The organism is Pseudomonas sp. AM4(2022) (assembly GCF_036346515.1).
Taxonomy (GTDB): domain Bacteria; phylum Pseudomonadota; class Gammaproteobacteria; order Pseudomonadales; family Pseudomonadaceae; genus Aquipseudomonas; species Aquipseudomonas paracarnis.
Genome location: NZ_JAOTNW010000012.1, coordinates 161,621 through 184,694, shown reverse-complemented (window position 1 = coordinate 184,694; position 23,074 = coordinate 161,621). Strand labels below are relative to the sequence as shown.

The 23,074-nt window shown below is 59.4% G+C and carries 27 protein-coding genes; 11 read left to right on the top strand and 16 right to left on the bottom strand.

Translation table 11 applies throughout. The features are described 5' to 3' along the window. Window positions 1-11: 11 nt before the first annotated feature. Window positions 12-476 carry a multidrug/biocide efflux PACE transporter gene (locus tag ODQ19_RS18195; protein ID WP_330210815.1) on the bottom strand — a complete coding sequence of 155 codons (465 nt, stop codon included), beginning with the start codon at window positions 474-476 and terminating at the stop codon, window positions 12-14. Window positions 477-564: 88 nt separating this feature from the next. Here ODQ19_RS18195 and ODQ19_RS18190 point away from each other — a divergent pair, with 88 nt between their 5' ends. Continuing rightward, complete coding sequence (locus tag ODQ19_RS18190) at window positions 565-1,419, top strand: LysR family transcriptional regulator (protein ID WP_330210814.1); 855 nt, start codon at window positions 565-567, stop codon at window positions 1,417-1,419. 137 nt (window positions 1,420-1,556) lie between these two features. Here ODQ19_RS18190 and ODQ19_RS18185 read toward each other — a convergent pair whose 3' ends face one another. Genes ODQ19_RS18185 through ODQ19_RS18170 form a run of 4 tightly spaced genes read right to left on the bottom strand, consistent with a single transcriptional unit; the run spans window position 1,557 to window position 4,094 of the window. Next, window positions 1,557-2,780: an RNA polymerase sigma factor gene (locus ODQ19_RS18185; RefSeq protein WP_330210813.1), complete on the bottom strand. Its 1,224-nt coding sequence runs from the start codon at window positions 2,778-2,780 to the stop codon at window positions 1,557-1,559. Further along, window positions 2,777-3,253: an SRPBCC family protein gene (locus ODQ19_RS18180; protein WP_116667868.1), complete on the bottom strand. Its 477-nt coding sequence runs from the start codon at window positions 3,251-3,253 to the stop codon at window positions 2,777-2,779. Before ODQ19_RS18180 ends, ODQ19_RS18185 begins: the two co-directional genes overlap by 4 nt. A 25-nt stretch (window positions 3,254-3,278) precedes the next feature. Next, the gene (locus ODQ19_RS18175; RefSeq protein WP_105228096.1) at window positions 3,279-3,632 is read right to left on the bottom strand and encodes a YciI family protein; all 354 of its coding nucleotides are present in this window, start codon (window positions 3,630-3,632) and stop codon (window positions 3,279-3,281) included. Between the two features lie 42 nt (window positions 3,633-3,674). After that, complete coding sequence (locus ODQ19_RS18170) at window positions 3,675-4,094, bottom strand: YybH family protein (RefSeq protein ID WP_116667866.1); 420 nt, start codon at window positions 4,092-4,094, stop codon at window positions 3,675-3,677. A gap of 145 nt (window positions 4,095-4,239) precedes the next feature. On the opposite strand from ODQ19_RS18170, the gene ODQ19_RS18165 reads away from it, so the two are divergent. Continuing rightward, the gene (locus tag ODQ19_RS18165; RefSeq protein ID WP_330210812.1) at window positions 4,240-4,731 is read left to right on the top strand and encodes a GNAT family N-acetyltransferase; all 492 of its coding nucleotides are present in this window, start codon (window positions 4,240-4,242) and stop codon (window positions 4,729-4,731) included. A 66-nt stretch (window positions 4,732-4,797) separates the two neighbouring features. On the opposite strand, the gene ODQ19_RS18160 is transcribed toward ODQ19_RS18165, so the two are convergent. Next, window positions 4,798-5,280, bottom strand: coding sequence for a GyrI-like domain-containing protein (locus ODQ19_RS18160; protein WP_330210811.1), 483 nt, complete (start codon window positions 5,278-5,280; stop codon window positions 4,798-4,800). 195 nt (window positions 5,281-5,475) lie between these two features. On the opposite strand from ODQ19_RS18160, the gene alaC reads away from it, so the two are divergent. Next, entirely contained in the window at window positions 5,476-6,687 is a 1,212-nt protein-coding gene (gene alaC / locus ODQ19_RS18155; protein WP_032895593.1) for an alanine transaminase, read from the top strand. Between the two features lie 133 nt (window positions 6,688-6,820). Here the strand turns inward: alaC and ODQ19_RS18150 are convergent, their stop codons facing one another. Both ODQ19_RS18150 and ODQ19_RS18145 read right to left on the bottom strand, forming a co-directional pair. Beyond that, complete coding sequence (locus ODQ19_RS18150; protein WP_014719640.1) at window positions 6,821-8,173, bottom strand: GntP family permease; 1,353 nt, start codon at window positions 8,171-8,173, stop codon at window positions 6,821-6,823. A gap of 84 nt (window positions 8,174-8,257) precedes the next feature. Continuing rightward, entirely contained in the window at window positions 8,258-8,791 is a 534-nt protein-coding gene (locus tag ODQ19_RS18145) for a gluconokinase (protein WP_034128504.1), read from the bottom strand. Window positions 8,792-9,016: 225 nt separating this feature from the next. On the opposite strand from ODQ19_RS18145, the gene ODQ19_RS18140 reads away from it, so the two are divergent. The 6 genes from ODQ19_RS18140 (at window position 9,017) to ODQ19_RS18115 (ending at window position 14,392) form a co-directional block, all read left to right on the top strand. After that, window positions 9,017-10,048 carry a LacI family DNA-binding transcriptional regulator gene (locus ODQ19_RS18140; protein ID WP_330210832.1) on the top strand — a complete coding sequence of 344 codons (1,032 nt, stop codon included), beginning with the start codon at window positions 9,017-9,019 and terminating at the stop codon, window positions 10,046-10,048. Window positions 10,049-10,634: 586 nt separating this feature from the next. Continuing rightward, window positions 10,635-10,868: a DUF6124 family protein gene (locus ODQ19_RS18135; protein ID WP_330210810.1), complete on the top strand. Its 234-nt coding sequence runs from the start codon at window positions 10,635-10,637 to the stop codon at window positions 10,866-10,868. A 102-nt stretch (window positions 10,869-10,970) separates the two neighbouring features. Beyond that, window positions 10,971-11,603 carry a glutathione S-transferase family protein gene (locus tag ODQ19_RS18130; protein WP_116667860.1) on the top strand — a complete coding sequence of 211 codons (633 nt, stop codon included), beginning with the start codon at window positions 10,971-10,973 and terminating at the stop codon, window positions 11,601-11,603. 156 nt (window positions 11,604-11,759) lie between these two features. Then, entirely contained in the window at window positions 11,760-12,179 is a 420-nt protein-coding gene (locus tag ODQ19_RS18125; protein WP_116667859.1) for a hypothetical protein, read from the top strand. Between the two features lie 204 nt (window positions 12,180-12,383). Then, window positions 12,384-13,799: an MFS transporter gene (locus ODQ19_RS18120; protein WP_330210809.1), complete on the top strand. Its 1,416-nt coding sequence runs from the start codon at window positions 12,384-12,386 to the stop codon at window positions 13,797-13,799. 131 nt (window positions 13,800-13,930) lie between these two features. Continuing rightward, on the top strand, window positions 13,931-14,392 hold the full coding sequence (locus ODQ19_RS18115) for a hypothetical protein (protein WP_330210808.1): 462 nt from the start codon (window positions 13,931-13,933) through the stop codon (window positions 14,390-14,392). Between the two features lie 112 nt (window positions 14,393-14,504). Here ODQ19_RS18115 and ODQ19_RS18110 read toward each other — a convergent pair whose 3' ends face one another. The 4 genes from ODQ19_RS18110 to ODQ19_RS18095 form a co-directional block, all read right to left on the bottom strand. Next, window positions 14,505-15,413 carry an aliphatic sulfonate ABC transporter substrate-binding protein gene (locus ODQ19_RS18110; RefSeq protein WP_256660441.1) on the bottom strand — a complete coding sequence of 303 codons (909 nt, stop codon included), beginning with the start codon at window positions 15,411-15,413 and terminating at the stop codon, window positions 14,505-14,507. Further along, window positions 15,319-15,990 carry a sigma-70 family RNA polymerase sigma factor gene (locus ODQ19_RS18105; RefSeq protein ID WP_256660440.1) on the bottom strand — a complete coding sequence of 224 codons (672 nt, stop codon included), beginning with the start codon at window positions 15,988-15,990 and terminating at the stop codon, window positions 15,319-15,321. Before ODQ19_RS18105 ends, ODQ19_RS18110 begins: the two co-directional genes overlap by 95 nt. A 108-nt stretch (window positions 15,991-16,098) precedes the next feature. Beyond that, the gene (locus ODQ19_RS18100; RefSeq protein WP_330210807.1) at window positions 16,099-16,890 is read right to left on the bottom strand and encodes a phosphate/phosphite/phosphonate ABC transporter substrate-binding protein; all 792 of its coding nucleotides are present in this window, start codon (window positions 16,888-16,890) and stop codon (window positions 16,099-16,101) included. Window positions 16,891-16,899: 9 nt separating this feature from the next. Further along, window positions 16,900-17,829, bottom strand: a complete 930-nt coding sequence (locus ODQ19_RS18095) for a fatty acid desaturase (RefSeq protein ID WP_330210806.1) — start codon at window positions 17,827-17,829, stop codon at window positions 16,900-16,902. A gap of 302 nt (window positions 17,830-18,131) precedes the next feature. Here ODQ19_RS18095 and ODQ19_RS18090 point away from each other — a divergent pair, with 302 nt between their 5' ends. Then, window positions 18,132-18,554: a GNAT family N-acetyltransferase gene (locus ODQ19_RS18090; RefSeq protein WP_330210805.1), complete on the top strand. Its 423-nt coding sequence runs from the start codon at window positions 18,132-18,134 to the stop codon at window positions 18,552-18,554. 120 nt (window positions 18,555-18,674) lie between these two features. Here the strand turns inward: ODQ19_RS18090 and def are convergent, their stop codons facing one another. From def to ODQ19_RS18075, 3 genes are all read right to left on the bottom strand, one after another. After that, on the bottom strand, window positions 18,675-19,214 hold the full coding sequence (gene def, locus ODQ19_RS18085) for a peptide deformylase (RefSeq protein ID WP_330210804.1): 540 nt from the start codon (window positions 19,212-19,214) through the stop codon (window positions 18,675-18,677). Then, complete coding sequence (locus ODQ19_RS18080) at window positions 19,211-20,164, bottom strand: YihY/virulence factor BrkB family protein (RefSeq protein WP_003193733.1); 954 nt, start codon at window positions 20,162-20,164, stop codon at window positions 19,211-19,213. Before ODQ19_RS18080 ends, def begins: the two co-directional genes overlap by 4 nt. A 180-nt stretch (window positions 20,165-20,344) precedes the next feature. Further along, window positions 20,345-20,530 (bottom strand): CsbD family protein, encoded by a 186-nt coding sequence (locus tag ODQ19_RS18075; protein WP_330210803.1) that lies wholly within the window; start codon window positions 20,528-20,530, stop codon window positions 20,345-20,347. 201 nt (window positions 20,531-20,731) lie between these two features. Here ODQ19_RS18075 and ODQ19_RS18070 point away from each other — a divergent pair, with 201 nt between their 5' ends. Then, the gene (locus ODQ19_RS18070) at window positions 20,732-21,109 is read left to right on the top strand and encodes a hypothetical protein (RefSeq protein ID WP_003193739.1); all 378 of its coding nucleotides are present in this window, start codon (window positions 20,732-20,734) and stop codon (window positions 21,107-21,109) included. A 187-nt stretch (window positions 21,110-21,296) separates the two neighbouring features. On the opposite strand, the gene fadD1 is transcribed toward ODQ19_RS18070, so the two are convergent. Then, the gene (gene fadD1 / locus ODQ19_RS18065; RefSeq protein WP_330210802.1) at window positions 21,297-22,988 is read right to left on the bottom strand and encodes a long-chain-fatty-acid--CoA ligase FadD1; all 1,692 of its coding nucleotides are present in this window, start codon (window positions 22,986-22,988) and stop codon (window positions 21,297-21,299) included. Window positions 22,989-23,074 lie beyond the last annotated feature (86 nt).

The window sequence follows — 23,074 nt, the reverse complement described above, 5'->3', positions numbered from 1 at the left end:
GCGCGTTATCGTTAGCGATCTTCGCGAGCAAGCTCGCTCCTACAGTGGGCGGCGTTTTTTTCGCTGATTTTTTCCCGAATGACGTCATAACCCCAGTGGTACACGTAGGTGTACGGCAGGAAGAACAACAACACGCCAATGTCGAGGATGAAGGCTTCCAGCAGGCTGATCTTCATCAAGGCGGCAATCAACGGCACTGCCAAGAGAATCAGACCGCCTTCAAACAACAGCGCGTGAAGCACACGGGTCCAACCACCGTTGGCCAGTTGCAGGCGGGCTTTAAGGCGGTCGAACAGGCTGTTGAATACCACGTTCCAGCTCAGTGCCAACAGGCTGATGCCCAAGGTCACTGCGCCCATTTCCAGCGCTGGCCGGCCGGTGATCCACACCAACAGCGGCGTGCAAATCAATAAGGCCAGCCCCTCGAAACCAAGGGCTTGAAAAACGCGTTCAGTAAGGGATTTGGTAGGGGTCATGACCCGGCTCCGTGAGTGACGATGGTTGCCATGATCAGGCTTTTTATCGATACTTCATAACCGATAACCATCGATCAAGGCGATAGTCATGGCTTCCCATGAGGTGCTTCAGGCGTTTGTCCAGGCTGCCACCCAAGGCTCGTTTTCCGCGGCGGCGCGCAAGCTGGGCAAAAGCCAGTCCACCGTGAGCGCGGCAGTGGCCAGCCTGGAGATAGACCTGGACGTGGTGCTGTTTGACCGCAGCAGCCGCAAGCCGACCCTCACGCCCGCGGGGCAGGTTTTGCTGCAACGGGCAGAACAGGTGCTGGAAGCCAGTAGCCGCCTGGAGCTGGCGGCCAGTCAGTTATCGCAAGGCCTGGAGCCGAAGTTGAGTATCGCCATGTCCGATACTTACCAATCCGATCGATTCGAGGTCGCCCTCACGGCCTTCGAGCAACGCTACCCGGACCTTGAGCTGGAATGCCTGATCGCGGAATGCGAAGACTTGATCGCGCTGGTGCAAAGTGGCCGGGCGCAGATCGCGTTTATCGAGAAACAAGAAGCCTACCCGCCGGACCTTTCCTTCTCCACCGTGGAGGAGCGCACGGAGATCGCGCTGTTCGTCTCGCCTAGACACCCATTAGCGAACCTGGACAAGGTTCACCCGCACACCTTGCAACAACACCGGGAGTTGCGTTTGGCGAGCATCATCAGCCCCAATGAAAACCGCGGCACGCAGCGAGTATGGTCGGCGCCGAGTTATCTGATGCTGATGGAAATGGCACAGCTGGGGTTTGGCTGGGCACCGATACCGCGCTGGCTGGTGGAGCGTTTTGGCGGCAACCAGTTGGTTGAACTCAAGGTGCGCAGTTGGCCGCGTTCGGTGGCGGTGGATGCGCTGTGGTCGCGGCAACAGCCGCCGGGGCCTGCGGGGAGCTGGTTGCTGAGCAAGATGCTTGAGTGAGCCTGTAGGAGCGAGCTTGCTCGCGAAGAACGTCAACGATAACGCGTGCTTCCTGAAGAAACGCGGCGTCGGTGAGTTTTTCGCGAGCAAGCTCGCTCCTACAGGTATTAGGCTTACGCCCTCCTACATTTGGATCGTCACTGTCTGGGGGATTTGAGCTCGGCGAGGCGTCGCGTGATGAAGCGTTTTTCTGGCGCCTGTTGCGTCAGCGACAGCGCTTTTTCGTACGCGCTGCGAGCTTCGTCAAACCGTCCCAACTGCCGGCAAAACTCCCCACGCGCCGAATGCGCCAAGTGGTAGTCCTGCAACTCACCGCGCTGCAAAAGGTTGTCCACCAGCGCCAACCCCGCCAGCGGCCCCTGCTCCATCGCCACCGCTACCGCACGGTTCAACTCGATCACTGGCGACGGCACAGCCCTGAGCAATACATCGTAGAGCCCGACAATCTGCCGCCAATCGGTTTCCCCTGCGCTGGGCGCCTCGGCATGCACGGCGGCAATCGCGGCCTGCAGGCAATACGGCCCAAAGCGCCGAGTAGTCAGTGCCTGCTCCACCAGTGCGCAGCCTTCAGCGATCAAGGCAGCGTCCCACCGGGTACGGTCCTGAACTTCCAACAGCACCAGTTCGCCGCTGGCAGAAGTGCGGGCAGGCCGACGCGATTCGTGCAGTAACATCAACGCCAGCAAGCCCATGACTTCCGGCTCGGGCAGCAGTTGCAGCAACAAACGCCCCAGACGAATGGCCTCCAAGGTCAAGTCTTCACGGGTGAGGTCGGCACCTGCGGAGGCCGAATAGCCCTCGTTGAACACCAGGTAAATCACCCGCAGCACACTGTCCAATCGTTCAGGTAATTCGGCGCGGGACGGCACTTGATAGGGAATTTTCGCCTCACGGATTTTGCCCTTGGCGCGCACGATGCGTTGGGCAATGGTGGTCGGCGTGGCAAGAAAAGCGTGAGCGATGGCCTCGGTGCTCAGGTCGCAGATCTCGCGCAAGGTCAGCGCAACCTGGGCGTCGGCTGCCAACGCCGGGTGACAGCAAGTGAACATCAGGCGCAGGCGGTCGTCTTCCACGTCTTCATCACTCCACGGCGCGGCCTCCAACGTGTCGGCCTGCTCCTCCAATAACGGGGTAAACCGCGACTGCCGCCGCAGGCGGTCGATGGCTTTGAAGCGGCCGGTGGACACCAGCCACGCCCGTGGATTATCCGGCACGCCATCCTCGGGCCAACGCTGCACGGCGACGAAAAACGCTTCGTGCAGCGCCTCCTCGGCCAGGTCGAAATCCCCCAGCACGCGAATCAACGTCGCGAGCACGCGGCGTGATTCGCTGCGGTAAATAGCGTCGATCTGCGCGGTCAATCGACCATGTCCTCGGTCACCAACTTCACCAGGCGGTCCAGGCTCTGGCCCCAGCCGTCATGAAAGCCCATGGCTTCATGGGCCTGCTTGTCCTCGGCACTCCAGTGCATGGCGCGCGCGGTATAAAGGGTCTTGCCGCCGACCTCCTCAAAGGTGACTTCGGCGCTCATGAACGGCTTGCCCGAAGGCACCCAGCCCGGCATGAATGCGTCGGTAAACACCAGGCGGTTGGGCGCGTCGATCTCCAGGAACACGCCCTGGGTCGGGTATTCGCTGCCATCCGGCGCGCGCATCAAGGTGCGGAACAAGCCGCCGACCCACAGGTTCATCTCGCATTCAGGGGTGGTCATGCCGTGGGGGCCCCACCATTGTTGCAGCAGGGTTGGCTCGGTCCAGGCGCGAAACACCCGGCGGCGCGGCGCATCGATCAAGCGGCTGATGGACAGTTCAAATTCAGCGGGTTGAGTGTTCACGGGGAAACCTCCTCACGTCTTTTGATTATTGTGTTGAGAGATTCAATTGGCGTACGGGGCGCACTTCCACACTGCCGACCCGAGCCGCCGGAATGCCGCCAGCCACCTGGAGCGCTTCATTGAGGTCCTTGGCGTCGATCAGGTAGAACCCGGCGAGCTGCTCCTTGGTTTCGGCAAACGGCCCGTCGGTGATCGACAGCTTGCCGTTGCGCATGCGCACGGTGGTGGCGGTGGTCACCGACTCCAGCGGCTCGGCGGCGAGCATGCGCCCGCTGGCCTGGATGGCCTCGGCGTAGGCCAGACATTCCGAGTCATGGGGGCTGTCGGGCGAGGTGTGCAACGCCTGTTCGTTGCTGTAGATCAGGCACAGGTATTTCATGGCGTTCTCCGTTTTCGGACTACTGACTATAGTTCGCGGTGCTCAAGGTTTCAGATCGAACAACGCCGTGCCGCTTTGCATATCAAACGGTGCCGACCAGTGCTCGTGCACCACCTTCCATTGGCCATCGATACGTTGGTAGCCGGCGGTCACGCGCATCCAGCAGGCCTTCACCTCGCCATCCGGTCCGGCGCCGCCGCAGTGGGCCAGCCAGTGGGCGAACGCGCTGTCTTGCGCCTCGACGACGCGCAGTTCATGAAACTCGAAGATACCCGGGCCGGGACAGTGCTTCATGCACTCCTCCCAATGCGCGCGGTAGGCCGCCTTGCCCTTGAATTGCAGGGCAGTTACGGCGTCGAACGAGACGATATCGTCGGCGTAAAAGCTGACAATCTTGTCGATATCGCGACTGACGACGGCATGCTTCCATTGTTCGATCAGGCTCTTGATTGCAGTGCTCATGGCGATGACTCCTTGGGGTGAAAAATCACGGAAGACACCCTTAGTCGAATGGCCCGGAGGGAAATCGACATACCCCTGAAAAATAATTTCCCGTGGCCCAAACCCGATAAACTGCCACTTCCCTTGCAGCCGTTCGGATAGCCCCATGCAAACCCGCCTCGTTGCCTACGAGGCGCTGAACGCTGTGCAACAACAGCAAGTCGGCGCCATCGAAGTTCATCCTGAACAACTGCCGTTTTGCGGTGACATGTATTGCGCCCTCAATACCCTGCTCGCCAAGCCAAGCCCTGGCGTCAAGGGCTTTGCGCTGTTGGCCGATGACCTTCCCGTGGCGTTCCTGCTGCTCAAGCGCCCACCGTGTCTGCCTCATTGGGCCGATGAACACAGCGCCACACTCCACGCGCTACAGGTAGACCGGCATCAGCAGGGGCGTGGTTACGGCAAGGCATGTTTGCAGGCACTGCCCGCCCTGGCGCGTGAGGCGTGGCCGCAGATCAAGGGGTTGGAGCTATCGGTGGACACCCACAATCTGGCGGCGATGGGGTTATATCTGGGGGCGGGATGGGTGGATCGCGGTGAGGCGTACAAGGGCCGGGTGGGGTATGAGCGCCGTTTGAGCTTCAGGCTTAATCCATAGCGGCAATGTCACGTAAACATGACTTCCATTCGTGCATGTCCTGTTTACGTGACATCAGGTGCAGTGTCAGCCCCGCTCCCCGATCGGCAACCAGATTTCCACCGTGCCCGTGCCCTTCCCGGCATCGAAATCCGCGCTATAGCGCTCGAAATCCGCGCCCATGACCTTGTAGCCCGAGTGCGGCAGCCATTCGAACATGATGCGCTCGTAGGTTTGCTCAAGCGCCTGCACCGGCCCGTAGTGGGGGAACACGGCATAGTTGAGTGGCGGAATTTCGATCACCTCGAAATTGCTCGGCACGTCCTTCTTGGCCGGGACTTCAACACCTGCCAGGTAATCGAATTCGCCGTGATGCGGGTTATGGCACACCCCGTAGGTCACACCGCCGACGCGCTTCTCGATGTCCTTGATACAGGTATCGAACAACTCCCACAGCCGTGGGATATCGCCCACGGTGGCCTTCGAATATCGCCCTTGCACACCGGCGATCACCAGGGCTTTGCCGGCTTCCAGGCGTGGCTCCAACGGTTTTTTTGTCTGCTGATCCATACGAACAGTCTCCTTCTTATGAGGGAACAAACCCGCATCGAGTATAGGGGCATATCCGCGTTGTACTCCATGTAGAAAAATTTCCTACGCATCTGGACAACTGGCCATCATCGCCCGTATTGTCTGCCCCGCAGGCCACCGCAGTGGCCGACGTCGCTCGGACGGTTCCGGGCGCTTACGTACCTCGAGGCAACAATGGCAGACCAAGGTTCGCCGCGCCGCTTTGCGCGCATAGATCGACTCCCCCCGTATGTATTCAATATCACTGCCGAGCTGAAGATGGCTGCGCGTCGGCGCGGCGAAGACATCATCGACTTGAGCATGGGTAACCCTGACGGCGCCACGCCTCCTCATATCGTGGAGAAAATGGTCACCGTCGCGCAGCGTGAAGACACCCACGGCTACTCCACCTCCAAAGGCATTCCGCGCCTGCGCCGGGCGATTTCGCGCTGGTACAAGGACCGTTACGCGGTGGATATCGACCCTGAGTCCGAAGCCATCGTGACCATCGGCTCCAAGGAAGGCCTGGCGCACTTGATGCTGGCCACCCTGGACCAGGGCGATACCGTGCTGGTGCCCAACCCCAGCTACCCGATTCATATCTACGGCGCAGTGATTGCAGGCGCCCAGGTACGTTCGGTGCCGCTGATACCGGGCGTGGATTTCTTCGCTGAGCTGGAGCGCGCGATTCGCGGCTCGATCCCCAAGCCGAAGATGATGATCCTCGGCTTCCCGTCCAACCCGACCGCGCAGTGCGTGGAACTGGACTTCTTCGAACGGGTGATCGCCCTGGCCAAGCAGTACGACGTGCTGGTGGTTCACGACCTGGCCTACGCCGACATCGTCTACGACGGCTGGAAAGCCCCCTCGATCATGCAAGTGCCCGGCGCCAAGGACATTGCGGTGGAGTTTTTCACCCTGTCCAAGAGCTACAACATGGCCGGCTGGCGCATCGGCTTCATGGTGGGCAACCCGGAACTGGTCAACGCCCTGGCACGCATCAAGAGCTACCACGACTACGGCACCTTCACCCCGCTGCAAGTGGCGGCGATTGCGGCGCTGGAAGGCGACCAACAGTGCGTCAAAGACATCGCCGAGCAGTACCGCCAGCGTCGCAATGTACTGGTCAAAGGCCTGCATGAGCTGGGCTGGATGGTGGAGAATCCGAAGGCGTCGATGTACGTCTGGGCCAAGATTCCCGAGCAGTATGCCGCCATGGGCTCGCTGGAGTTTGCCAAGAAACTGCTATTGGAAGCGAAGGTGTGTGTGTCGCCGGGGATCGGCTTTGGTGAGTATGGCGACGACCATGTGCGCTTTGCGCTGATCGAAAACCAGGACCGGATTCGCCAGGCCGTGCGCGGGATTCGCGGGATGTTCAGGGCGGATGGGTTGGTCAGCAAAGCCTGACCTGATCCACCTGAAGAAACCCAATCAATGTGGGAGCTGGCTTGCCTGCGATGCAGACACCTCGGTGTTTCAGATGTACCGAGGTGATGCTATCGCAGGCAAGCCAGCTCCCACATTTGTTTTGCGGTGCCTGTTACACCACCAACGACAGCAACATGATGAAGATCAGCGCCACGATCGACAGAATGGTCTCCATCGCCGTCCAGGTCTTGAACGTCTCGGCCACGGTCATGTTGAAGTACTGCTTGACCAGCCAGAACCCCGCATCGTTGACGTGAGACAGGATCAACGAACCCGCGCCGGTCGCCAGCACCAGCAACTCGCGGTTGACGCCTGGGATCATGCCCACCACCGGCACCACAATGCCTGCGCCGGTAATGGTCGCAACCGTCGCCGAACCGGTGGCAATCCGAATCACCGCTGCCACCAGCCACGCCAGCAGGATCGGGTTGATCTGCGCGTTTACCGCCATATGGCCGATCACGTCACCCACGCCGCTGGTCACCAGCATCTGCTTGAAACCACCACCGGCGCCGATGATCAGGATGATCGCGGCGGTCGGCGCGAGGCTTGCGTCGAGCAACTTGAGGATCTGCTTGGAGTGGATGCCCTGGCGATGGCCAAAGGTGTACAGCGACAACAGCAAAGCCAGCAACAGTGCGGTGATCGGGTGGCCAATCATGTCCATCCAGTTGCGTACCACGTTGCCTTCGGCAAACGCGATGTCGGCAAAGGTTTTGAGTAGCATCAGGAACACCGGCAGCAGCACGGTGACCAGGGTGATGCTGAAGCTTGGCAGCGATTTGTTATCGGTTTCGCGGGCCAGTTGGTCCACCAATTCCTGGGACGGGTTGCCCGGGATGTACTTGGCGATGAACGTACCGAAGATCGGGCCGGCGATGATGGCGGTCGGCAGTGCAACGATCAGGCCGTACAGGATGGTCTTGCCGATATCGGCGCCGAACACGCCGATGGCCAGCAGCGGGCCTGGATGCGGTGGCACCAGGCCGTGCACTGCCGACAGACCGGCCAGCAGCGGGATGCCGATCTTGATCAGCGACACGCCGGTACGCCGGGCGACGATAAACACCAGCGGGATCAGCAACACAAAGCCGATCTCGAAGAACAGCGGGATGCCCACCAGGAACGCGGCGAACATCATGGCCCACTGGACCTTCTCTTTGCCGAAGGCGCGGATCAGGGTCTGGGCGATCTGATCGGCACCGCCGGACTCGGCCATCATCTTGCCGAGCATTGTGCCCAGCGCGAGAATGATGCCGACAAAGCCGAGCACCCCGCCGAAACCGTCCTGGAACGCCTTGATGATCTTGTCCACGGGCATGCCCGAGGTCAGGCCGAGGAAACCGGCCGCGATGATCAGTGCAATGAACGGGTGCACCTTGAACTTGGTGATCAGTACGATCAACCCGATGATAGTGACTACTGCATCTAGCAGCAGGTAAGACTCGTGGGACATGCCAAACATGGGGGGTCTCTCCTGTTTGTTGTTGTTATTAAAGCGGGTGTTGAACTTCCTGCCGGGGATAGCGCTATCTTTTCCGGCAAAAAATTAATGAGTAGGTTCAAAGCCGTGCTTGCGCCACCAGGTATGGGTTTGCGCGGCCAGCTCCTCGACGCTGTCTTCACTGGCGTTCAAGGCCAGGGTCAGCGGCTCGCCCTTGGGCGATTCAAGGGTGGCGAACTGGCTGTCGATCAGGCTTGCCGGCATGAAATGGCCGGGGCGGTGAGACACGCGGTCGGCAGCGACTTCGCGGGTCAGCTCCAGGAAGACAAAGCCCAGGCCCGGCGCAGCTTCGCGCAGGTGGTCACGGTATTTTTTCTTCAGGGCCGAACAGGTCAGTACAGGATGCTCGCCCGCTTTCAACGCGCGGCGCAGTTCATCGCACAGGATATCGAGCCAGCCGGCGCGGTCGTCGTCGTTGAGGGGGTGGCCGGCGCTCATCTTTTCGATGTTCGCGGCAGGGTGAAAGCTGTCGCCTTCAATGGCAGTGGCGCCGTTAAGGGCGCACAGGGCTTGGCTGACGCTGGACTTGCCACAGCCGGAAACACCCATGATGACCAGGGCGGTAACAGGTTGACTCATGAAACACCTCAGGACGCAGATAGCGCTACCTTTGCATAGCGTAAGGCTAGTGCAAAAACAGGCTTTTCCCGCGCCGACTTGTCATTTTTATGGAGTGACGCGTGCATCCGTTCCAACAGATTGACTTCAAGAGCTGGACAGGATCAGGCAACCCTTTATCCAAGAATTTGCAGCCCTTTGGAGACAGCGCTACCTTAGTGCCTCGATTTTTGTTTGGCAAGCTGCCTGATGACCTCTAAGAACGATAAAAATACCCGCACAACGGGTCGCCCCACCTTGAACGAAGTCGCCCGCCTGGCTGGCGTCAGCCCGATTACCGCCTCCCGTGCTTTGCGCGGTATCAGCACGGTCGCCACGGAGCTGGTAGAAAAGGTGCAACAGGCCGCCGCCGAACTGAGCTACGTGGTCAACCCCGCCGCCCGCGCCCTGGCCTCGGCGCAGAGCCATTCGGTGGTGGTGCTGGTGCCGTCACTGTCCAACCTGCTGTTTATCGAAACCCTGGAAGCTATCCATCAGGTACTGCGGCCCAAGGGCTTTGAAGTACTGATCGGCAACTCCCATTATTCGCGCGATGAAGAAGAAGATCTGTTGCGCAACTACATGGCCTATCAGCCGCGGGGGTTGCTGCTGACAGGGTTTGATCGCACCGAAAGCGCGCGACGAATGGTCGAGGCCAGCAATGTGCCTTGTGTGTACATGATGGATCTGGACCCCAATGCCGGCGTGAACTGCGTGGGTTTCTCGCAACTGGCTGCCGGAGAAACAGCAGCGGCACATTTACTGTCCCGGGGGCGCAAGCGCCTGGCCTATATCGGCGCGCAGTTGGATCAGCGCACATTGTTGCGCGGCGAAGGTTTCCGCCGCGCCTTGCAGCAGGCGGGCATGTACGACCCGGCGCTGGAGCTTTTGACACCACGTCCCTCCTCCGTGGGCCTGGGCGGCGAACTGTTCCTGCAATTGCTGGCAGCGCATCCGGATGTGGACGCGATCTTCTTCGGCAACGACGACCTGGCCCAGGGCGCCCTGCTCGAAGCCCTGCGCCATGGCATCAAGGTGCCTGAACGTGTGGCGGTGCTGGGCTTCAACGACCTACCCGCCTCGTCATTCATGGTGCCGCGCCTGAGTAGCATCAGCACGCCACGGGAAGCCATCGGGCGCCGGGCGGCGGAGCATTTGCTGACGATCATGGCGGGCAACAAGGTGGCCAAGCCAGTAATGGATATGGGGTTTGAATTGCAGGTGCGCGAGAGCACCTGAGCGTCGAGCCGAACGCAATCAATGTGGGAGCTGGCTTACCTGCGATGGCATTGGATCAGTCGGCATATCGTGGCCTGACCCACCGCCATCGCAGGTAAGCCAGCTCCCACATTGGCCATGTAGTGTCAACAGAATCAGCGCCTGGCACAGATCCCCTGTGGGAGCGGGCTTGCTCGCGAAGGCGGTGGGTCAGTCAATCAATCTTTAACTGACCCACCTGAAACTCAGAATTCCTACGTAATCGTGTAAGAGCAGTCAGAACGCTGTGGGATGCCTGTAGGAAGTGCCTGACATTGCACTAAGCGCCTTGCTCCGCTGCCTACGCTTACGTCAGAATCCGCCGGCTTGTGCGCCTCGGTAGCGGTCTTTAAGGTTTGCCGGTCGCTGAATTTCTCGGTGATCGGGTTTAGTAGCCTGAGCTTCCTCACACAAGATGCATGAGCCTACCGATGCTTGATGGTGGCTGTGCGCAGGGCGCCTTCGGGTGCGCCGGGTTTGTGTGGGATACCGGTCTACTAACCTGCGTACAGCTGCCACCCCTCGTTTAGTAGCGATGAGGTATCAGCCCAAAACAGGTATTTCAACAATGCAAAGCATCCATCCCACGCACACGCTTTTCACCGTCATCCCTGATAGCTCTCTCGAATCTTTACTGACCAACAGCTACGAAACCGTCTGCTCCGTCAGCACCCTCCTGCTCGACCTGTCCGATGACCTCACCGGCAAACACCGTGATGTGGCCCTGGCCATTCATCAATTGAGCGAGTTGAGCGTATTGCTGATGGGCAAGGCCATGGACCAGCACACACCACGCTGCTGAGGCAAGCCAGCTCCCACATTTTCGACCGTGCCCGCTTCATACCCTCGCCGTCGTGCCCGGCCCCTGCTAGATTGGTCATTCTCCAAATGCCAGGGAAGCACCATGGGCCATTCACTGAAAATCTTGGGTCGCACCTCCTCCATCAACGTGCGCAAAGTACTCTGGACCTGCCAGGAACTGGGCATCGACTACGTGCGCGAAGATTGGGGCATCGGTTTCAAGCCTACCCAATCCCCCGATTTTCTTGCCTTGAACCCCAACGCTCAGGTGCCGGTGCTGATCGACGACCATGGCGTACTGTGGGAATCCAACACCATCTGCCGCTACCTTGTCGGACTCTATCAGCGCCATGACTTGCTACCCGTTGAGCCTGCCTTGCGTGCACGGGTCGAACAGTGGATGGACTGGCAAGCCACCGAACTCAACCCTTCGTGGGGCTATGCGTTCCACGCACTGGTGCGTAAGAACCCGGACTATCAGGACCCGCAACGCATCCAGGCGGGCGTGCAGGCCTGGAATGACAAGATGGCCTTGCTAGAACAACAGTTGACCAAGACCGGCGCCTACGTCGCCGGCGAAGAGTTCAGCCTCGCTGACATCTTGATAGGCCTTTCGGTACATCGGTGGCAGATGACACCCATGGAGCGGCCACCCTACCCCGCCATCGCGGCCTATTACCAACGCCTCAGCCAGCACGCCGGTTTCAAATCCTTCGCTCTCGACGGCCATGACTGAGCGGGCTATTGGGCCTCAGGCCGATGGTCATCACCATCGGTCTGAAAACTACCGCCACCTGTCATATTTGACAGTAGACCTGTTTTTCATCTTCACCTATTCATAAGCCAGAGCAAGGGCAATGCCTTGCTCATCCCTGGATATGGAGAAGCGGCCATGAGCAAGAAGATCGGTGATAACGATAAAATTTCCGGCGTAATCGCTGGATGGGATGCCACCTTTGTCACGTCCTTTGTCGCCCATTTGAACGGAGAGTCAGGTTTCAATTCGACAGTAGGAATCATGTCCGGCTCAGGCTTGATAAAAATGAGCATCGACCAGAATATCAAGGCAGGTGAGACCTACGACATCGATGCAACGGGGAGTGATAAAAAAGTAAGGCTTGAGTTTGACGACACGCGACAAGGCGAGTCCGGCAACTATATGGCAACCAGTGGCAAATTCACCGTATTGCAACTGCAAGGCAATATTCTGTCAGCGTCCCTCCACTTTGAGGCGCAAAACGCACAAGACCCTCAAAAGAAGATGAGCTTCACCCAAGGCGCTTATAAGGTTGAGGACTTCAAGCACGTCTAGAACATCCACGCAGCGGGAGGGCCCCACTCCCGCCAGAAGCTGCCTGCCGATAGCAACCTTCGGCAGGACAGCCTTATAAACCTCTGAAACAGAGGCGCCGCGCGCAATTAATCGGCGAATGTACGGGCTACCGTCCGCAACTTAACAAACACCGCTTTCCGTTAGCCAGCTAAGATTCCAGGTGACCGACTATGGAATTTACTCATGTCCACACTCCCCGCCTCAGCTACGGACACCCTCGCCCCCCACCGCGCCGCCCACATCAGCGCCCGCATCGACCGCCTGCCCGCCGTCGCCACTATTTGGCGCCTGGTGGCGTTGCTCTCCATTGGCGGTTTTTTCGAGCTGTATGACCTGTTCCAAACCGCCTATATCAGCCCTGGCCTGATCAGCGACGGGATTTTTCATACCGGCAGCGAAGGCGTGTTCGGCTTCTCGGACCAGGCCGCTTTCGCCTCGGCCACATTCCTGGGCCTGTTCCTCGGCGCCAGCCTGCTCAGCCCCATCGCCGACCGCTTCGGGCGACGCGCGATTTTTACCTTTGCGTTGGTCTGGTACACCGTGGCCACGGTGTTGATGGGCATTCAAACCTCGGCCTTGGGCATTATCTGCATGCGCTTTCTGGTAGGCATCGGCTTGGGCATCGAACTGGTGACCATTGATGCCTACCTTTCGGAGCTGGTGCCCAAGCGTATGCGCAGCTCGGCATTTGCCTTTGCGTTTTTTATCCAGTTTCTGTCAGTGCCCGCCGTGGCGTTGATGTCGTGGTGGCTGGTGCCACAAGCGCCGTTCGGTATCGCGGGCTGGCGCTGGGTGGTGCTCTCAAGTGCCGTGTTTGCGCTGTTTATCTGGCAACTGCGCAAGCGCCTGCCGGAGTCACCGCGCTGGCTTGCACAAAAGGGACGCTTCGAAGAGGCCGACGCGATCCTGAACAACCTGGAGGCACGCTGCCAAAAGGATCACGGCAAGCCGCTGGACACGCCGGAGCCCGAAGCCATCAGCGTGCAGGGCAGTGGCCGTTTCGCCGATATCTGGCAGCCGCCCTACCGTCGCCGTGCCTTGATGCTGATCGTGTTCCATGTGTTCCAGGCCATCGGCTTCTTCGGCTTTGGCAACTGGCTGCCGGCCTTGCTCTCGGGCCAGGGTGTCAGCGTGACCCACAGCCTGCTCTACGCCTTCATCATCACCCTCGCCTACCCGCTGGGCCCGCTGTTGTTCGTCAAGGTGGCCAACCGCTTTGAAAACAAATGGCAGATCGTCGGCTCAGCCCTGGGTGCAGTGATCTTCGGCAGCCTGTTTGCCCTGCAAACCACAGCGTTAGGGCTGATTTTCTGCGGGGTGATGATCACCTTCTGCAATGCCTGGCTGAGCTTCAGTTATCACTCCTACCAGAGCGAATTGTTCCCCACCAATATCCGTGCGCGAGCGGTCGGGTTCTGTTATTCGTTCAGCCGTTTGTCCACGGTGTTCAGCAGCCTGTTGATCGGCTTTATCCTCGAACACCTGGGCACGCCAGGCGTATTGGCGTTTATCGCCAGCAGCATGCTGATCGTAATGATCACTATCAGTTGGTTTGGGCCGCGCACGCGCAACCTGGCACTGGAGAACATCGCTCACTGACGGCAACGGTTGGCCGCACAAGGAGAAGGCTTGCCGCGCCGACGACTCCAGCCCCAGTAAACACTGGGGCTGGCAACCGGCACAGTATTTGCTCCAGCTGTTGCACCGTCTGTTTTCATAGGTGACCGATCATGCTGGTTAACAACACTCAAGCGGCGTCGAACGTGCAACAGATCACGCGACCCGACATGGACCCCGCCAACGCCGCCGCCAGTGCGCTGTACAGCGGCGCCCTGCAGGCTGCGCAACACAGCGTGACAGTGCCCGCCGCGCAGAGGGAATTGGACAAGGTCAGCGATCGCATCGACGAAGCCTTCGCCAAGACCCGCGTGCAGTTACAGGCCACAACTAATGGGGCGCGTACCGAGTTCACCGAATACATGAGCAAGACCCCAGCCGAACGTATTCGTGAACAGTTGCTCAAGGAACAAGGGCTGACCGAAGAACAAGTGCAGGCGCTACCCCAGGAAAAACAAGACGCCATCGCCAAGCAAGTGGCCGAGCGCTTGAAGGAGCAGCAACAACAGCAGGTAGCGGCGAAGGCCACTGCTTCGCCAGCCGAGACACTCAAAGAAACCCTGGCCGCGATCTAAACAGGTGGGAGCTGGCTTGCCTGCGATAGCCTCACCTCGGCCCAACTGATACACCGAGGTGTCTGTATCGCAGGCAAGCCAGCTCCCACACTGTTCGGTTCAGGGGTCTGACTCATGGAAGGTCAAGGGGCTTGAAGACAGCCTGCTGCACATCGACTTTTTTCGGGATCAGGCCGTTGGCAAAAAACAAGTCGGCGGTGCGTTGCTGGTTGGCGATGTCGATGGCTTCCAAGGGGCGGATCGGCTCAGGCGAGCGATGTTCGAAGTAGCTTTTGACCACTGCCGGTTGCAAGCCCAGGGTGCCGGCCATCAGCGTGATGCTCGCGTCGGGCTGATCAAGCGACAGGCGCTGCGCCTTGCCAAGCGTCTGGATAATCGTGGCGATGGCCTCTGGGTGCTGCTTGGCAAACGGGTGGTTGACCACGAAGAAACTGCCCGCGGGGTTCAACCCTTGCCCGTCCCGCAGTACGCGTGCCGAGCCGTCGATCACGGCGGCCGAATAGTACGGGTCCCACACGACCCAGGCGTCCACCTTGCCTTGTTCGAACGCGGCACGGCCGTCGGAAGGCGACAGGTACACCACGTTCACATCCTTCCACTGCAACCCCGCGCGCAGCAGGCTCTTGAGAAACAGGTTGTGCGCACTGGAGCCTTTGAGCAATGCCACGCGCTTGCCCTTGAGTTCGGCCACGTTCTGCACGGTACTGGCCTTGGGTACCAGCACTGCTTCGGCCTTGCCCTCGTTGGGCTCGACGGCAAAATACTGCAAGTCGATCCCGGCCGCCTGGGCGAAGATCGGCGGGATATCGCCAATATTGCCAATGTCCAGGCTGCCTGCGTTAAGCGCTTCGATCAGCGGCGGGCCACCGAGGAATTCGGTCCACTGCACCTGTGTACCGGGCAGCGCCGCTTCGAAGAGCTTATGCTCACGGGCGAGCACCATGCTGACCGAGCTTTTCTGGTAGCCGATGCGCAGCGTGGAAGGTTCGGCCGCCGAGGCGGGTTGCGCCAGTACCGCCAATGCCAGCAGCGCGCTGCCCAACAGGTGTTTGATTGCTTTCATAAGTCGCCTCTGGGTGGTTCGATTCAGATTCAAAGTGAGCACCGTCAGTGTGGGATTCAAGTCCGGTAACGGCGCGGGCCATGTAGTCACTGACCGAGCGCTGGGAAATCCCCAGTTCGGCGGCGATCTGGGGGTACGTCAGGCCGTTGACGCGGGACAACAGGAACGTCGTCTTGATCTTGGCCGGCAAGCGGTCGAGTAATAGATCGATGGCTTGCAGGGCTTCGAGTACCTGGGCCCGATCCTCGGCGCAGGCTGCATCGTCATCCAGCGCAGCGAGGTAGGCACGCTCCAGGTCACGCCGGCGCCACACCTCGTACACCAGGCGCTGGGCAATGGTGGTAAGCAATGCGCGGGGCTGTCGTATCGGCGTTAACTGAGGTGCACTCAGGAGCTGGACAAAGGCGTCGACGGCGATGTCTTCGGCGTGGGCACGGGAGTTGAGGTAGCGGTGCAAGCGGCTGCACAGCCAAGGGTAATGAATGCGAAACAGTGAGCCCACGTAGTTGCTGTGAGCACTATCGGCGCCGGACATAGTGGCTCCTTCTGAGTAGGTTGCGCGGTATGTCCGGTGTTCCGGTAGAGCGATCCTAGCAAGGCTTCTTATGCTTTAATAATATTTAAAATGCATTTTTATATAACCTTATTGAAGTTTTGGATAGCCGGCGCTGGCGGCCTGCCGTTGGTAATCCAACACCACCTGATAGTCGTCTTCGCTGGCAGGGAGCACGGCTTGCACACCCAAGGTTTGCGTCACCTGCGGCAGGTCCTGCAACGCCAGGTTCATCGCCTCACGAATCTGCGCCACCTGCGCGTCGCTCAAGCCCAGCGCGCCTATGTAGGGCAAAGTCGGGCTCGGCGCGCTGTGGGCGATGACGCGCAGGCCCGCGACCTCTTCGGGGGCGAATCGGGCGAGGTAGTCGTAGGTGACGCTGTCGATGGCGGCGAGGTCGGCACAGTCTTCACGCAGCCAGCGCAAGCTCTCGCGGTGGGCGCCGCTGATGCCGACGCTGGCGAAGAACCGCCCGTCGCGCTGCAACGGCGCCAGACAGTGACGCAGCAGATTCATGCCGCTGTTGGAGTTGTGGTCGTTGATCACGCCACGACTGCGGTAGAACTGCGCCAGGCGGGTACGCGGGTTGTCAGCGCGGGTCAACAGCAGGCTGCAATGTTCGCCGTGGCTGCTGTGGGCCAACTCGTAACGGGGGCGCCCAATGATGCGCACCTGGCCGCGCAGTTGGGTCATCAGCGGGTAGCCGCAGGTTTGGGTGAAAAGCAATTGCGGCGCTAGCCACAGGCCGGGCAAGTCGAGGTGGTCGGCGTTAACACGATGCAGCTTCAAGCGCTCAAGGATGCGCGCCAGCCAGTGTTGATTGGCCTGCTGGATGGGCTCGGGCGCAACGTACATGCGCAGGTCGGCGTAGTGCTCACTCATGGTCGTCTCTCAGGCAAACGGGTGCCGGGGACTGTCGATGGCCTTGAGGCCGTGACGGCTGATCAACTGGCCGTAGCCCTGCACCAGGAAACCACCGCTGCGCGCCAGCCACTGCTCGCGCCGGGCACGGTACACCCTGGGCAGCAGGTACCACGGCAACTTTGGCAGATCGTGGTGTACCAGGTGCAGATTGTTGTTGAGAAACAGCCAGGCCCAGGGCCAGGACGCTTCGTTGAGCACTGTGCGCTGTTCCGGCCGGGGATGGGGGCGGTGCTCATAGTAGGAACGGATCGAGGCCAGGGACAAGGCTGGCACGCTGACCAGCAGCAGGTAATGCCACACCGCAAGCGCGCTGTAGTAGGCGATGAAACTCAGCATCAGCACAGTGACGGCGCCGTGGGCCAGCCACATCGGCCATACCTGGGGCAGGCGTTGAAACTCGTGACGTGCCAACCGGCCAATTGCCAACGGCGCAGCCAGCAGGAAGCGGCCAAGCACGGTCTTGGTCAGCCAATGCACGCCACGTTCGAACAGCGAGCTGTTGTTCCATTGCTGTTGATTGAGGTAGCGGCTTTCCGGGTCGATGCCCGGTAGGGTCAGGTCGTGGTCGTTATGGTGCAACAGGTGGCTGTCGCGGTACAGCGTGTAGGGATACCACACCGCGAAAGGGGCATAGCCGAGGAGTTTATTCAGCCATAACGAACGGGTCGGGTGGCCGTGAAGCAATTCGTGCTGCACCGATAGCCACAGGGTCACCAGCGGTATCAGCAGCAACATGCTCAGCCACAGGCCCAGCCACCGGCTGCCAAGGATCACCGCGAACCAGCCGGCATATACGCCGATCAACAGCAGCCAGGTCGGCCACTCCGTTCTTGCCACAAAGGTCGTCGCCAGGGCTTCGATTTCCCGGCGTTGGGTCGGATCAAGGTAATTGGCCATCGGCAGCTCAGAGCAGGTGTTTCCTGCTCTGTGCAATGAGGCGGGAAAATCTTGCAGATCGTTTGGTTCTAAGCTTGTAACTCAGTGACCGAACAGGCCTGCTTCGGATTTTTTGGTCTTCTTGTCCGCGCGTTTTTCATCCGCGGTCTTTGCCGGTTTTTTCTTCGCGGCTTTCTTTGAATCCATACCTTTGGCCATGATGCATGCTCCACTAACAGGGGATGTAGCACTGGGTATACCACCTATTGCCCGGCAGAAGGCGCTTATAATCCCCTGCCCTGGATAACGCTTGTCTGAATCCCATGCCCCCATTGCACATCGAACCGCTGGCCGAGCCTCTGTGGCCACTGCTAAACAAGTTTTACCGCAGCCACAATTCATCGATGAAGGCGCTCAAGGGCGGCCGTTTGTGGGTAGTGCGAGATGGCGAGATCGTGGCCGGCTTGTGCCTGAGCCCGGTGGTGGGCGGGCAGTGGCTCACGGGGGTGTTTGTGGCGCCGACTTATCGTGGCCAGAGGCTGGCAGCGCGACTGATTGGCGAGGCCGTGGCAAGTTGTGAGGGGACGGTTTGGTTGCTGTGCCATCCGGACCTGGAACGGTTATATCAACGCATGGGGTTCAGCCAGGACACGGTTTTGCCGCAATCGCTGAGTGAACGGCTGGTGCGTTACAAGCGCAATAAGCCGATGATTGCGATGGGGCTCAATGCCCAGGATAAACACTGAACCCATGTGGGAGCTGGCTTGCCTGCGATGGCGGTGGGCCAGCCAATCTATCTGTGACAGATACACCGCTATCGCAGGCAAGCCAGCTCCCACAGTTGAACTGTGGGTGTGTCAGAAGGGCTATTCGTCAGCCGTTGGGTCCAGCTCCGGGAACATCACTTCAATAAACCCGAATTTGCTGAAATCGGTAATCCGCGACGGGTACAGCCGGCCAATCAAATGGTCGCACTCATGCTGCACCACCCGCGCATGGAAGCCGTCGGCAAAACGTACGATCGGCTCGCCCTTGGGGTCGAACCCTTCGTAGCGGATGTGCTGGTAACGGTTCACGGCGCCGCGCAGGCCGGGCACTGACAGGCAACCTTCATAGCCCTCTTCCAGCACCGGGCTGAGCGGTGTGATCAGCGGGTTGATCAGGATGGTCTGCGGCACCGGCGGCGCGTCCGGGTAGCGTTCGCTGGCCTCGAAACCGAAGATCACCAGTTGCAGGTCCACCCCAATCTGCGGCGCGGCCAGGCCAACGCCGCCCACGTGCTCCATGGTCTGGAACATATCGTCGATCAGTTGCCACAACTCGGGGCTGTCGAACATCTCCGGCGGTACCGGCGGGGCGATACGCAGCAGGCGCTCGTCGCCCATTTTCAGGATTTCACGGATCATTGTTCAGGCTCAGTCATGGGCTTGGAGTGGTCCCGGCCTAGGCCTGAGACATGTTGTTTTTCATCGGTGTGGCCCGGCTCGCCTATTTCCTTCTCACCGGGGTCCTTGCCCTCGGCGGACATGTGCTCGATCACCGCGTTCATCTCCGCGCCCAGCAGCAGTACGGCGGCAGAGATGTAGAAATACAGGAGCAAGACAATGATCGCACCGATGCTGCCATACATGGCGTTGTAGTCCGCGAAGGTCTTGACGTAGTAGCCAAAGCCCAGGGAGGCGACGATCCATACCACCACGGCCAAGACGGAGCCGGGGGTGATAAAGCGAAACTCCTGCTCAACGTCCGGCATCACGTAATACATGAGGGCCACGGCGAACATCAGCAAGATCACAATCAGCGGCCAACGCAGGATCGTCCACAGCGTGACCACGAATTCCTGCATGCCGATCTGCCCGGCCAGCCACTCCATGACTTGCGGGCCCAGCACCATCAGCGCGGCGGCGGCCAGCAGCATGCCAGCGATGCCCACGGTGTAGAAAATCGACAGCGGGAAACGCTTCCAGATCGGCCGCCCTTCAACCACGTCGTAGGCGGCGTTCATGGCGCTCATCATCAGGCGCACGCCCGCAGAGGCTGTCCACAGTGCGATGACGATACCCACCGAGAGCAAGCCGCCCTTGGACTGCTGCAACTGATCGATCACCGGGTTGACCTGTTCCAGCGCCTGGGGAGGCAACACCAACTCCGATTGCAGGCGCAGCCATGTGAAGAAGTCAGGCAGGTGCAGGAAACCGATCAGGGCAATGAGAAACAGCAGGAACGGAAACAACGAGAACAGCATCTGGTAGGCCAGTGCCGAGGCGTAGGTAGGCATCTCGTCATCGACGAATTCCTTGACGGTGCGTACCAGCACCTTGTGCAGCTTGAGACCATCGAGTACCGGAAAAAGCATAGCGTCTCCTTTCGCCGCAAAGAGATTGAGTTCGTGGGCGACTCAGGGGCCGTTTTCTACATCAAAGTAGCCCATTTGGCGACTTTGAAACAATTTCGAAAGTTTAGTTGCACCTTCAGATACAAAAACGGCCATCCGTGGATGGCCGTCGGGCTGCTGGGGTCAGCCAGCCAGGACGTGTTACTCAGTGGCTTTTTTCACTGCGTCCTTGGTCTTGCCCACTGCTTGCTGCGCTTCGCCTTCTTTCTCTTGGATCACGCCTTCAGCACGCAGTTTGTCGTTGTCTGTGACTTTACCGACGCCTTGCTTGATGTTACCGACAGCTTCGTTCGCCAAGCCCTTTACCTTATCGGAAGTGCTGCTCATGGTATTACTCCTGATAACAATCAAATGGTTTTTGGTCACTACGTAGCGGTTGACCTGAAGCGCAGCGGCGGAGTTTCAATTATTTTTACGTGAACATTTCATCGAAAGCGGCAGGTTTGGCTTTATGTTTTGCAGCCAACCCACGAGAATGCCCGGCACATTCAGGCTGCAACGCTGAATAACAGATCCCGTAGGAAGGTTATGAAACTCAATAAAGCACAGGCCATTGCCCGCAGAAACCAGGAACTGGGCGGTGCCGTACTCGGCGTCAACAACTGCCACTTCACCGACCTGGACCGCAAACGCAACATCTGGTGGTTCGACCTGCCGGTGGGGCGTATTGCCGTGGGCCAATACGAGTGGATCCACCTGTTGATGCACAACGCCGACACCGACCAGTTGCTGCACCTGAAGGTGCCGACGGTGTTCCTGCGTGAAAAACTCGAAGGGCTGGTGGTACGCAATGCGGGCAAACGCAAGCCGGAGATTACCCTGGAGCTAAGCGCGGATAAGGACTCGTTCTTGAAGGACGTACGCCCCGCCGGTGCGGGTGTGAGCTTCGCGCAGTTCGCCCTTTAAAAAACCGTGCGGGCTGCCCTGACAGGCTTTTTGTAGGAGCGAACTTGCTCGCGAAAAACTCACAGGCACAGCGTTTATCCAGGAAGCACGCGTTACCGTTGACGTTCTTCGCGAGCAAGCTCGCTCCTACAAAAGGTGATGAACGCGCCCACATAAAAAACCCCGCATCAGCGGGGTTTTTTATGGGTTACTTTTTAAGACCAAGTTTCTTCAGTTCTTCATCACGCAATTCACGCCGCAGGATCTTGCCCACATTGGTGGTCGGCAACGCATCACGGAACTCCACGGCCTTGGGCACCTTGTAGCCGGTGACGTTGGCGCGCATGTGTTCCATCACCTGGTCCTTGGTCAGGGTGGCCCCTGGCTTGACCACGATGAACAACTTGATGTGCTCGCCGGATTTTTCATCCGGTACACCGATGGCCGCACACTGCAGCACGCCTGGCAGGCCCGCCAGCACGTCTTCCAGCTCGTTGGGGTAGACGTTGAAGCCGGAGACCAGAATCATGTCCTTCTTGCGGTCGACGATACGCATGTAGCCGTCTGGCTGGATAATCGCGATGTCGCCGGTCTTCAGCCAACCTTCGCTGTCGAGCATCTCGTCGGTAGCGTCCTGGCGCTGCCAGTAGCCCTTCATCACTTGCGGACCTTTCACACACAGCTCGCCGGTTTCGCCCAGTGCAAGCTCGGTACCGTCGTCGGCGATGACTTTACACGCAGTGGAAGGCACCGGAATGCCAATGGTGCCAATCTGGATGTGCTGGATCGGGTTGACCGTGGCCACCGGGCTGGTTTCGGTCATGCCGTAGCCTTCGCAGATCGCGCAGCCGGTGACGGCCTTCCAACGCTCCGCCGCAGCCAGTTGCAACGCCATGCCTCCCGATAGGGTGACCTTCAGCGCAGAGAAGTCCAGCTTGCGGAAACCTTCGTTGTTGCACAGCGCCACGAACAGGGTGTTGAGGCCGACGAAGCCACTGAACTTCCACTTCGACAGTTCCTTGACCATCGCCGGCAGGTCGCGCGGGTTGCTGATCAGGATGTTGTGGTTGCCGATCAGCATCATCGCCATGCAATGAAAGGTGAAGGCATAGATGTGGTACAGCGGCAGCGGCGTGATCAGGATCTCGCAGCCTTCGTTGAGGTTGGAGCCCATCAGCGCCTTGCATTGCAGCATGTTGGCGACCAGGTTGCGGTGGGTCAGCATGGCGCCCTTGGCCACGCCGGTGGTACCGCCGGTGTATTGCAACACAGCCACATCGCCGCTGGCCGGGCTGGCATCGTTGACCGGCTGGCCATGGCCCTTGGCGAGTATGTCGTTGAACTTGATGGCCTGGGGCAGATGATAGGCCGGGACCATTTTCTTCACGTACTTGATCACGCTGTTGATCAGCACGCGCTTGAAGGGCGAGAGCAGGTCGGCAACTTCGGTGACGATCACATGCTTGACGGCGGTCTTGGGCACGACTTTTTCAGCCAGGTGCGCCATGTTGGCCAGGCAAACCAGGGCCTTGGCCCCGGAATCATTGAATTGGTGTTCCATTTCCCGCGCGGTGTACAGCGGGTTGGTGTTGACCACGATCAGGCCGGCGCGGATGGCACCGAATACAGCGACGGGGTATTGCAGAACGTTGGGCAGTTGCACGGCGATTCGATCGCCAGGCTTCAAGTCGGTATGCTGTTGCAGATACGCGGCGAATGCGCCGGACAACTCGTACAGTTCACCGTAGGTGATTGTCTTGCCCAGGTTGCTGAAAGCCGGTTTGTTAGCGAAGCGCTGGCAGGACTGCTTCAGTACCGCCTGAATATTCGGATACTCGTCTGGATTGATCTGTGCAGCAATCCCGGCGGGGTACTTATCCTTCCAAAAGTCTTCATTCATGGAAGCCCACTCCTCAGCGACGCGAATTCATCATCGCATTTGATGCGATTATTATTGGTGTATGTTTTTAGGTGAGTCTGGCGCTT